Source organism: Proteus genomosp. 4 str. ATCC 51469 (assembly GCF_003144375.1).
Taxonomy (GTDB): Bacteria; Pseudomonadota; Gammaproteobacteria; order Enterobacterales; family Enterobacteriaceae; genus Proteus.
The window spans coordinates 1-11187 of the sequence record NZ_PENV01000034.1; the positions used below are offsets into that span (position 1 = coordinate 1).

At 36.6% G+C, this 11187-nt stretch carries 10 protein-coding genes and 1 pseudogene; 9 read left to right on the forward strand and 2 right to left on the reverse strand.

What is annotated here, in order from left to right; genetic code table 11:
* Both DK866_RS19475 and DK866_RS19480 read left to right on the forward strand, forming a co-directional pair.
* The coding region (locus tag DK866_RS19475; protein ID WP_208624202.1) for a CS1-pili formation C-terminal domain-containing protein at positions 1 to 1524 on the forward strand (1524 nt) is incomplete at its 5' end.
* A gap of 13 nt (positions 1525 to 1537) precedes the next feature.
* Positions 1538 to 3109 (forward strand): fimbrial protein, encoded by a 1572-nt coding sequence (locus tag DK866_RS19480; RefSeq protein ID WP_109410217.1) that lies wholly within the window; start codon positions 1538 to 1540, stop codon positions 3107 to 3109.
* A gap of 26 nt (positions 3110 to 3135) precedes the next feature.
* Here the strand turns inward: DK866_RS19480 and DK866_RS19485 are convergent, their stop codons facing one another.
* Both DK866_RS19485 and DK866_RS19490 read right to left on the reverse strand, forming a co-directional pair.
* A complete protein-coding gene (locus tag DK866_RS19485; protein WP_109410218.1) occupies positions 3136 to 3333 on the reverse strand; it encodes a hypothetical protein in 198 nt (65 codons plus the stop codon).
* A 74-nt stretch (positions 3334 to 3407) separates the two neighbouring features.
* Positions 3408 to 3710 (reverse strand): phage holin family protein, encoded by a 303-nt coding sequence (locus DK866_RS19490; protein WP_109410219.1) that lies wholly within the window; start codon positions 3708 to 3710, stop codon positions 3408 to 3410.
* Between the two features lie 575 nt (positions 3711 to 4285).
* Here DK866_RS19490 and DK866_RS19495 point away from each other — a divergent pair.
* The 7 genes and pseudogenes from DK866_RS19495 to DK866_RS19525 all read left to right on the forward strand — a co-directional run.
* Positions 4286 to 4546, forward strand: coding sequence for an ogr/Delta-like zinc finger family protein (locus DK866_RS19495; protein WP_023582814.1), 261 nt, complete (start codon positions 4286 to 4288; stop codon positions 4544 to 4546).
* A 262-nt stretch (positions 4547 to 4808) separates the two neighbouring features.
* Positions 4809 to 5873, forward strand: coding sequence for a dihydroxyacetone kinase subunit DhaK (gene dhaK, locus DK866_RS19500; RefSeq protein ID WP_109410220.1), 1065 nt, complete (start codon positions 4809 to 4811; stop codon positions 5871 to 5873).
* Positions 5874 to 5902: 29 nt separating this feature from the next.
* A complete protein-coding gene (gene dhaL, locus DK866_RS19505; RefSeq protein WP_109410221.1) occupies positions 5903 to 6535 on the forward strand; it encodes a dihydroxyacetone kinase subunit DhaL in 633 nt (210 codons plus the stop codon).
* Positions 6536 to 6576: 41 nt separating this feature from the next.
* On the forward strand, positions 6577 to 8025 hold the full coding sequence (gene dhaM / locus DK866_RS19510; RefSeq protein ID WP_109410222.1) for a dihydroxyacetone kinase phosphoryl donor subunit DhaM: 1449 nt from the start codon (positions 6577 to 6579) through the stop codon (positions 8023 to 8025).
* A 1022-nt stretch (positions 8026 to 9047) separates the two neighbouring features.
* Positions 9048 to 9647, forward strand: coding sequence for a common pilus major fimbrillin subunit EcpA (ecpA, locus tag DK866_RS19515; RefSeq protein ID WP_109410223.1), 600 nt, complete (start codon positions 9048 to 9050; stop codon positions 9645 to 9647).
* A gap of 66 nt (positions 9648 to 9713) precedes the next feature.
* Positions 9714 to 10400: a hypothetical protein gene (locus DK866_RS19520; RefSeq protein WP_109410224.1), complete on the forward strand. Its 687-nt coding sequence runs from the start codon at positions 9714 to 9716 to the stop codon at positions 10398 to 10400.
* 17 nt (positions 10401 to 10417) lie between these two features.
* Positions 10418 to 11187: pseudogene (locus DK866_RS19525) on the forward strand (fimbrial biogenesis outer membrane usher protein); the annotation flags it as partial.

The window sequence follows — 11187 nt, forward strand, 5'->3', positions numbered from 1 at the left end:
GTCGAAGTCGTTATTGACGGTAAGGTTCACTCCAAACAAGCTCAAACAGTGAATAAAACCTTCAATATGCGAGGCGCAACATTAAATGAGTTTCGTTGGGAAATATTCTCAGGCTATGTAGATTACAAAAAACGGATTAAAAATAACAATAATGAATATCGTACAACCAGTGGCGATAATACGGTCTTAGTTGGGGGCGCAGGTGCCATTACATTAGGCGTTTTTTCTGGCCTAAACCTACAAGGCTCGGCATATGCATTTGATAATACTGCCGTATTAGAAACCAATAGTAATTTACAATTAACAGATACACTCTCAACCAGTTGGCAGTCATTAATTGCTAAAGATGGTAGTAACCGTAATATTTTTACCGCTAACTACTCGTTACCTAAAGGAATTGGTGCTTTATGGGTTAATCGCGAAAAAGCGAATATCAAAGATAATTTCCCGATGTATGACTCTGATAATTACTCTTTTGGTACCACTCTCAATTTGACTCAATTTTGGGAATATGCCGGATCATTTACCTATTCCTATACCAAAGATTTACGCGATAAAAACAAATCAAATAACTTTGAATATTCCACCACACTCTATAACGGACGTTACGGTAGCATGAGTTTGCGTACCGGTGTTCAACGTTATCACTACGATAACCAAAGCAGCACTAACGAAAAATACATCACACTGGATTTTTCATTACCACTCGCAACATGGCTTAGTACCGGCGTTTCATCCAGTAATGGTAATATGCGTGGTGAATTATCTGCATCAAAAAGCTTTGAAGATTCCGCTATTCGCAACGCAGGTTTATCAGTATCAACCTTATTACATGATAAAGATGGTACTGACAGTGATTTCTCTGTCAGTGGTTACGGCTCGTTCGATACCAAATACAGCGCAGGTACGTTAACCATGAGTCGCCCTAATAATGACCGTTTAAATACTACGTTAACCGCTAGAGGTTCATTGGCATATAGTGATATGAACTTCTCTGCCAGTGGTAAACAAGAAACATCTGGGGTGATCGTGAAAACAGGCATTGATGGTGAAGGGCAAATTGCCGCCAACGTCAATGGTCAACGCTTTGTTTTATCCGGCAGCAATAACTTTATTCCGCTTTCTCCTTATGCGGAATATAAGGTCGAATTACTCAATGATAAAAACAGTGAAGATAGCTTTGATATCGCCTCAGGTCGAGTGAAAAACGTAGTGCTTTATCCGGGTAACGTTGCAGTACATCAACCTGAATTAAAACAAATGGTTACCGTATTTGGTCGAATGAAATCGCCTGATGGCACACTGTTAGCCAGTGCGCAGGTACGTAACCATATCGGTCGCACTCAAACCGACCACCAAGGTCAATTTGCGATGGATGTTGATAAACGCTACCCAGTGATTTCATTACAACAAGATGATAAACAAATTTGTGAGGCTGAATTAGATTTGTCATCAGCTCGGGGTGTGCTGTGGGTGGGTGATGTAATTTGTGATCCGCAAACTACGTTGGTAAACAGGAATTAAAGGAAAGCATATAATGTTCAAACATTACCTATTATTAATACTTGCCCTTTTTACTACATTCACATGTAATGCAGTAACCTACACCAATGATATTGTTTTTATTGAAAACAATATTGATAACGAATATTTTATTACACCGCAAAAAACGGACCCCCGTTTTAGTGGTGCTAACGTTTTTACCAAATATAGTAGTGACCAGCTTAGTTTAGGTTACATGGGATATACGGGCGTAGTACCTATCAATAATTACTTTGATATTTGGTTAGAAAACTCTCCAATTAAAATGCCATTTATTGGCAACCGCTGCTGGCGAACATATAGAGATTGTCCTTCTGATGGTATACAAAGACCTGAACAGGTTTTAAGCAATGGAATGTATCGTGCTTATATGAATACTCATGGTGGTGAAGCGGGTATTCCTAGGGCGATATTCTCTGATTCATTTTATCAATATATGCAAACTCTACCCGTTGGTAGTATAGAAAACTTTAGTTATTTTTTCTGCTATACCAAGGATGATTACAACCCTGCATTAGGTCAAACATGCCGCTCTGTAAACGGTAGAGTGACTGAACAAAGTTTTGCAATTACCAAAAAAGGGCATATAAGACTAAAATCAACCAATGCGTTACAAGAGATTTTTGTCGATAGTGAAGGCAATGCCGTATTAGGTTTAGGCTCTAAATTTTGTGAAATTGTTGGCGATAATGTTGTCTGTAAGATGGTCGATTATGAGCTAAGCGGTGAAAGCTTAAATGTTATGAGACTGGCGATGAAAGTAGATACAACGACATTATCATTTACGCCAACAGCAAGTGATATCCTTCTTTCAGCAACACCTACATCAAGAACCTTTTATTATTCTTCACCAACCATTGCCTCTTATTTAGTCACTCCTGGCGATGGGGGTGTTTATGTCCATTTTACAAAAAGCTTTTTCAAAAAATTAATTAAAAACAACGTTGATCTCTCTAAGAGCCAAGATTTATTTACCTTTAGTTTTACCAATACTGCGGTGCCTCAATCAGGATTTTATGAATTTACTCCTTCGAACACGATAATTATCAAGCCTCGTGATTATGGGATTAGTATTGTTTCTAAAGAATTAGTCAACAATCCTTATAGAGAAGGAAAAGTGGGTGATAAAGAGCCACCATTAACATTTGACTATATCGTCACGACCAGTGCATTTCGCCAAGCAAATAAAATCACTGCGGCGGTTGAAGGACCTAAAACAACAATCCGAGGTCAATCTTATTGTTTATTTAGCTCCAAAGATAAAAAAATGAATGTCCCCTTTTCTGCTTATCTGACTTATACCGATGCCAGTGGCTCTAAAGTCAAAAATCGAGCAGCTTGCGATAATGTGCCTATCTCCATTAAAGATGCGTTATGGACACAAACCACATGGCCTTATCCTTACCAATTAGAAGGGTATTTTTATCGTACTGATTTGCAACTGACTTTTCCAATGAATGAAAGCGCTTCACTTTTCTCAATGGAAGGTGAAGACTGGATTGGCGTGGTAGAAGCCCGTGGTTATGTCAATGTATTTGCAGAATGGTCAGGGACTGACATTCACTAAGTGAAATAAGCGTTTTTTTATTTCTATTAAGGATGAGTTTCCTCTAATACAGAAGGAAAAAGTTGAAGATCAAAGCAAGCATCCATGCTTGCTTGATCTTCGATTGCCGTTATTAACATCCGCTGTTCTAACGTTATATTATCTCGATGCCATCCTTGAGCAATCCAACCCAAACTAAACGCCATTAGTGCAATCCATGCATATACCGCTAGTGTGTTGGACATGACCTAACTCCTTAGTCATTCGAGACAAAATTGACTTTACCGACTTTTATTATGATGAAAATGTGTTGCACTTTTTACTTGGTATCATCTTTTTCTTTTCCTGAAAAAAATTGATTACCTCGCTTACGTAACCAGATTTCGACTAATTGATAACCCACAATACCGAGCGCAGAGCCTATTCCCATTACTGCGACAGAATTAATTCCAGGCCATAAAATAAGCAGCGCACCAGCAACAACAGAAACTGCAGAGCCTAAAATAATTTTGCCGATGAACAATCTTAATGTCATTGTTTCATTCGCAACGAGCATCTTCCCTAATGCAATAAATGCGCCTACGATCACCAACGATATTAATGTGTTGTCATATTCATCCATGAATACACCTCATCTCTGATCACTTTTTATTTAACTGTAAAAAGAACCCTCACCTCCCAACATTCATCAGATAATCTGTAAAGAATTAGCAGCAACCACAACCCTGTGTAACTGAATAAATCCTGATTGAGGTAACATAAGTTCCTTTTATTTCAACTATGCGCAATATCCATTTGCGATAAACAACAAGCTATTCAGTTATATTACTGCTAACTTCCTTGTTAATTTGCGATAGACATCCTTGTCTAATTATTCACTCACACTGAAAACCAACAAAACAAATAAATAACAAATTCAATATGTTGTTCATCTCCGTATGATTTAACGTGAAGCTATTATCTACAAAGTTTGTATTTCAGGCTAGTAAGTTTGTTCGGTTAACCTCGGTTATCAACTCTTAACCGACAATAACCGAATTATCCACCTTAATGAAAACAAATAAACTTGTTTCAAGACTCTTTAAACGGCATAAAAACAAGTATTTATATAAAAAAACAATAAATAGGCTGGTTATAATACAAATTTAAGCTAATATAGAAGGTATGAAATATACCCATAACAAAGAGAAAAATGAGATGCGTGTGTTAACTATTTTTTGTCCTGAATGTGGTGAAAAAGCGCTTATAAAGAAAAGTAATCGTAAACACAAAGAGTTATCCGATCTCTATTGTGCTTGTCGTGATCCTGAATGTGGACATACCTTTGTGTTAAATCTCACGTTTAGCCATACTCTTATGCCAAGCGCAAAAAACAAAGATACATTGTTATTAGATGTTATTAAAAACCTTTCTCCAGAGCAGCGAGAGAAAGCACTTACTCTTTTGCAAGGCATGTAACCATCACAATCAGATACTCTCTTTTTCATTTATTTTTATGATCTTGCTCCCATTCTGGCAGGTTATTTGACTAACCTATTCTTATAGAAAGATAAATGATGTAGATTTATTTTTATACTAAATGAAAATAATTCTTATGTTTTAAATAATACAAACACCACGTGTTTGCCTATCCTTTACTTAATAATTTGTCAGCCGCATAGACCAGAAAATTGATTTCTGGTTTAAAGACTAAACACAAATTTCAAATGGAGCATTTAAGATGAAAAAGCTGATTAATCGAGTTGATGACGTGTTATCTGAACAACTACAAGGCTTTGCAAAGGCCCATCCTGAAATCAAACTTCATCCTTCTTCTTTTTATGTCACGCGAAAAGATGCTCCGATAAAAGGTAAAGTTGCGCTGCTATCCGGTGGCGGAAGCGGGCATGAACCCATGCATGCCGGCTTTGTAGGTAAAGGTATGCTCGATGGTGCATGTCCAGGTGAAATATTTACATCACCAACACCAGATAAAATGTATGACTGCGCCAAAGAGATTGATAGCGGTGAAGGTGTTTTAATGATCGTAAAAAACTACACGGGTGACGTGCTGAATTTTGAAACGGCAACAGAACTGCTTCATGACGATGGTGTAAAAATTGCCACAATATTAGTTGATGATGATGTGGCAGTAAAAGATAGCTTATATACCGCAGGACGTCGTGGTGTTGCCAATACCGTACTAATTGAAAAACTACTGGGTGCGGCAGCTGAAAGAGGCGACTCTCTTGATGAACTGGTTAAATTAGGCCATCACATTAATAACAATGGTTTTTCTATCGGTGTTGCCTTGGAAGCCTGTACAGTGCCTGCGGCAGGAAAACCTTCTTTTACTTTACCTGAAAATGAAATGGAATTTGGTGTTGGGATCCATGGCGAGCCAGGTATTGATCGCCGTAAATTTACTTCACTGAATGATACCGTTGATGCCATGTTTAATACCTTAATTGAAAATGGCCACTATCAACGGGTGATCCGTAATTGGGATCGTGAAAACGGCACTTGGATCGATGATAATCAGGAAAAACAGCCTTTAAAATCTGGCGATCGTGTCATTGTTTTAGTTAATAACCTAGGTGCCACACCACAATCTGAACTTTATGGTGTTTATAACCGTTTAACCCAATGCTGTGAAAAATTCGGCTTAACCATCGAACGTTCTTTAATTGGTTCTTATTGCACTTCGCTCGATATGTCAGGGATCTCCATTACATTATTAAAAGTGGATAACGAATTACTTACCTTATGGGATGCACCTGTTAATACACCGGCGATGGTGAAATAAGTCTTTAATTACAAAAAAAGGAACACGAAATGGCTTTAACTCATACTCAAATCATTCTTTGGTTAGAACAATGTGCATCACTTTTTGAACAAAATAGTGATTATCTGACAGACTTAGATCGTGAAATAGGTGATGCCGACCACGGCTTAAATATGAATCGTGGTTTTAGAAAGGTGCTTGAAAAACTGCCTGAATTTGAAAATCAAGATATTGGTACGATCCTTAAGACCACAGGCATGACGTTACTCTCAAATATTGGCGGAGCAAGTGGGCCTCTCTTTGGTACCTTCTTTATTCGTGCCGCAAAACCGACAGCTTCATTACAAAATTTAGAACTCAATCAACTTGTTGAAATGGTCACTGAAGGTGTAGAAGGTATTGTGAGCCGAGGAAAAGCACAGCCCAATGATAAAACCATGTGTGATGTTTGGTGGCCTGTAGTTGAGTCATTAAAACAATCTAATGAGCAAAACCTTTCTATCAAAGAAGCCCTTGATCAAGCACACATTGTGGCCGAAAAAGCCGCTGAAAATACCATTCCAATGCAAGCTCGAAAAGGGCGAGCAAGCTACTTAGGTGAACGCAGTATTGGGCATAAAGATCCCGGTAGTGCATCTGTTGTGCTAATGATACAAGCCCTTGCAAATAGCATTAATGCATAACTGACCAAGAAACCAATACAAGCAAACCATAAAGGCCTACCATGATAAATATTGTTATTGTTTCTCATAGTAAACATCTCGCTGATGGTGTGGCAGAGCTTGCCAGTCAGATGCTTAATCCGGCTCATTGCCAACTTGCAGTTGCCGCAGGTATCAACGATGAAGAACATACAATTGGTACTGATGCCGTTAAAATTATGACGGCGATAGAATCGCTTTCTCAAGCACAATCTATTGTTGTAATGATGGATTTAGGCAGTGCAATATTAAGTGCAGAAACTGCGATTGAGTTACTTGATCCTGAGCTCGCTGAAAAAGTCACCCTCTGCTCAGCGCCTTTAGTTGAAGGTACACTTGCAGCAGTTGTTGCCGCTTCTTCTGGCGCTTCTTTAGAAAAAGTCATTGAAGAAGCTTCAAACTCGTTATACCCCAAAAAAATTCAGCTTGGCGAAAACTTCGTCCAGCCTAAAAATGATATTAATGCTCCCGTCAAAATTCAAGGTAAAGAGGCAAGCTGGGTCGTGCGTAATCCTCATGGTTTACATGTAAGACCAGCTGCCACCTTAGTAGAGGTACTTTCTACCTTTCATGCTGATTATCAATTAGTTAAAGGTGATAGACGAATTAATCCTCTGAGTTTAAATCAACTCTCATTAATACAAATTCGCCAAGGTGATGAGATAACACTAATTGCTTCTGGTGAGCAAGAAGATGAAGCAATCGCAGCCTTTCTTGAGCTCGCTCAAAATGGCTTTGGCGAAGAGCTCCCTTCTGACTCTGACACGACAACCTTAAAAGGCATTTTAATCCCTGTCGCCCAAATTAAAGCTCCAGCTTTTATTTGGCACGAAACTGAATTGTCGCCCGTAGAAAATTTGTCTGAATCAATAGATGTTGACACTCAAATCATCAAATTTAATCATGCCATCAAAAATACATTAAACGTTCTAAAACAGTATGCGGAAAAAGCCACTCAAACCTTAGGTGAACATATTGGGGCTATTTTTAATGGCCACATCATGATGTTAGATGATGATGAATTAATCACATCTGTAGTTGATCGTATTAAAGAAGAAAAAATTAACGCACAACAAAGCTGGTCTGATGAAATGCAAGAGAGAACACAGCTTTATTGTGCACTTACTGATCCTTATTTACGGGCACGTGAACTTGATCTCCGTGATTTGCGTAATCAAGTTCTCTATCAATTGCAAGATAAAACACGCCCTGCATTTACACCATCACAACCGGCTATTTTGGTGGCTAACGAGCTTTTCCCTTCCACCTTAATCCAATTAGCTGATAGTCCATTAGTTGGTATTGCTTTAGCCAAAGGTGATAGTCGTTCTCACAGCGCCATTATAGCCACTGAAATGCATTTACCAATGTTAGTGAATTTAGGGCCTGCACTATTAAAAGTGACTGAATCCCAGAAACTAAAACTAGATATAAACAAAGGTGAACTGATTATTGAATCGATCGCACCATAACCTCTTTTTAAATTAACTACATAAAAAAACCCGCACTATCATGTGCGGGTAAACCCTCGAAATAACACGATTACCTTTAATACAACGTAAAAAACTAACTAGCAACCTGATAAAGATAATTTCTTATTTCCTTTTTAAAATAAGAAATCCAAATCATTATATAAAAATAAACTTACTATTTTCTAATCTTCTTCTAATACCAGAATATAATTAATTTTTAATTTGAATCTTTTTTATACTATCTAAAAAAGACAAATAATCCTTTAATGATAATAGTTTTTTGACGATGCAATAAATATAAAGTAATTATTTTTTACTCTGAATGAAAAATACAAATCGTAATTAGATAGTTTATTGGTTTTAATTTATAGGAAATATGAAAACTTTATAGATAAAAAACAACGCAACTCAAAAAATGAGTAAACATGTAATTTTATCGTCATAATTAGAGTTATAATCTAACAAACCCAACAAAACAGAATAAAATAATACACATAGTCTATTATCGAATGTATTTATACAAAAAAAACTAAAAATTTCGAATAATAAATATTATAAAAAACCAAAAAAACATAAAATATACTAATTAAATATACATAAAAATAACTAAAAAACGTTAAAAGTAGACATAATTAATAAAATTTTCTTATTTATTAAAATTAAGAAAAAATACTTATAGGATTATTCTTATCACTTTATTTTCCTATATTGTTTAAATTAATTCTATTAAATAATGTTTAATTATATTTATATCTAAATTAAAAAAAACAAACACATTAAATAACAATCAGATTGATTTTATTTAAATATAAAGAATAAGCTTTTTATTTATGGAGGCTTAATAAAAGACATTAATAATACCCACCTCAAACCAATCAATAAAAGAGTTATTCTTTAAATATTTTCTTGAAATTATTTAAAGAGAAATTCTTTTATTTTAAGAATGTATCAGTGTATTTAATTTCTTTCATTAATAGAAAGATAAAAGCAATCTATTATAGATAATCATCAAAGGATATTTTATGAAAAAGCTGACATTGGCTGTTCTTGCTGTAGCTATTATGGGTGCAACTACTCTTGCTCAAGCTGATACTCGTAAAGCAAGCGCTGTTGCTTCATGGGATGCTAAAGCATACAAAGATACTAAAAGTATGTTAGTGGTTACACCATTAAAATCTTTAACTTTCTATTATGCAGAAGGTATTAAAGCGTTTAACTCTCAAGATGGTGCTTTCGATATCACTATCCAAGGTCAAGAAAAAGCAACTGACTTCAAACTGACATCAAAAATCATCACCGATAAATTAACGCGTGCATCTGATAACAGTGAATTAACTGTTGGTGTTAAATGGAATGGCACTGAATTAACTAACTCTACAGAAACCACAATGGTTGACGTAGCAGCAGGTACTTCTGCTGGCCTTGATTTCTTAGCACAAGATGGTGCTTACAACGGTAAAGATCGTGTAAGTGGCCAAAGCCAATTCACCTTCAATATCGCTTCCGCAAAAATTGCTGGTACTGATGCTAAATTCTCTGATTTAGCTGATGGTTACTGGGATGGTGACGTTAAAGTTCAGTTTACTGCAACTTGGGAAGGCGACTTCACTTCAACTCCATAAGCCATAAAGTTAGTTTTTTAATAATTAAGGGGTGAGCGAATTTTCGCTCTCCCTCAAGGATTCGCTATGAAAAAAATAATATTAGCCTGTTTGAGTCCTTTGGTTTTTTATAGCCAATTTGCAGCAGCCATTCATGTCGGTGCCATTACCGAAACTATGCCATCTGACCAAACTATTCTTGCCAAAGAAATTGAAAATAATGTCGATCAGGCACGTTTAGTCGGATTGTCTATTGAGCGTATTTCATCACCTTTAGAAGATGGAAAAGTGCTCCCTTTAGTCAATAACGAGATTTTGATCTCACCAGCAAACTTAATTTTGCCTGGCAAAACCAAAGAAAGTTTTAAAATTTTCTATAAAGGCCCTAGTGATAATCAAGAACGTTACTATCGCTTAGTGTGGCGTGACGATCCGGTAACTGAAACAGGATCAACGCAAAGTGCAAAAGCTGCAACGGCAACGACGTCTGCCATGATAAGCACCATTTTAGTGGTTGCTCCTCGCCAAGAAAAATTCGATTACCGTTTCGATAAAAATGCTCGCATTGTCTACAACACAGGAAACAGCTCGTTTCGTACCGTCGCTACAGGTGATTGCATGCCAGATGCTGTGACAAAAAACGAAAATAATCGTTGTGGTGAACGCTATTACGTCATGCCAGGTCTTGGTGTCAAGTTAAAGCAAGTGGATGTTCAAAGTAAAAAATCAACTGTTGGTATTTGGCATAACGACGATTTTATTATTATAAATTAATTTAATAAGGACTCCTTGTGCGTAAATCTGTAGTGGCACTAGGCATTGCTATGTTCCTATTGTCCGAGAATACATATAGCCAACCAACCAGTTTAAAGATTGGTAATTATATTATTCCTAGCGTCTTTGCCACTGCATTAGAAGAAGGAATGACGATCCCAGTCTATTTACGTTATGACCGTTCTAATCAATCTGTATTAAACGAACAAAGTCGTAATAAAATTGCAGATGCACTTGTGGTACTTAAAGACAATCAACTTACCATAAGTTCCATCACTCCAACTTATGAGAGTGACGATTCTCAAGTTGCTTCTATTAATGAAAAAATTATTAGCTCACTTGTATCACTGAAAGATGCACAAATTGGACAACAAGGGAAAATAACACTCTCACCTGATGCCACTCTTGTGTTTGATTTAAACTCATTCATTATGACATTAGATGTCAGCGAAGCGGGTCTTGCAACACAAGTTAAAGCACGCACTGAAATGCTTGGCGAATCAACAGTAAGAAATATATCAGCAGTAACTACCTATGATTTAGGCGTCTATAACAACCAAATTAAACAGCAAAAAGATAACACCAATAGTTATTTTTCAATTGATAGTATCTGGAGTTTTGCTGAAAACCATTTGAATCTTAGTGCTACGGCTTATGGCCTAGGCACCGCAGAGCAATCTTTTGACTTTTATCGTGCTATGTTTGAGCGTGATTTTAATGGTCGCCGTTTTGCTTTTGGTCTATTAAATACTTGGAACTTACAATCTATCGCCTCTATGTCGGCGCT

Excerpts from the sequence above, each read along its gene's own strand:
- ecpA (WP_109410223.1), top strand. The coding sequence starts at position 9,048 with ATGAAAAAGCTGACATTGGCTGTTCTTGCTGTAGCTATTATGGGTGCA.
- DK866_RS19495 (WP_023582814.1), top strand. The coding sequence starts at position 4,286 with ATGCGTGTGTTAACTATTTTTTGTCCTGAATGTGGTGAAAAAGCGCTT.
- DK866_RS19480 (WP_109410217.1), top strand. The coding sequence starts at position 1,538 with ATGTTCAAACATTACCTATTATTAATACTTGCCCTTTTTACTACATTC.
- DK866_RS19520 (WP_109410224.1), top strand. The coding sequence starts at position 9,714 with ATGAAAAAAATAATATTAGCCTGTTTGAGTCCTTTGGTTTTTTATAGC.
- DK866_RS19485 (WP_109410218.1), bottom strand. The coding sequence starts at position 3,333 with ATGTCCAACACACTAGCGGTATATGCATGGATTGCACTAATGGCGTTT.
- dhaL (WP_109410221.1), top strand. The coding sequence starts at position 5,903 with ATGGCTTTAACTCATACTCAAATCATTCTTTGGTTAGAACAATGTGCA.
- dhaK (WP_109410220.1), top strand. The coding sequence starts at position 4,809 with ATGAAAAAGCTGATTAATCGAGTTGATGACGTGTTATCTGAACAACTA.
- dhaM (WP_109410222.1), top strand. The coding sequence starts at position 6,577 with ATGATAAATATTGTTATTGTTTCTCATAGTAAACATCTCGCTGATGGT.
- DK866_RS19490 (WP_109410219.1), bottom strand. The coding sequence starts at position 3,710 with ATGGATGAATATGACAACACATTAATATCGTTGGTGATCGTAGGCGCA.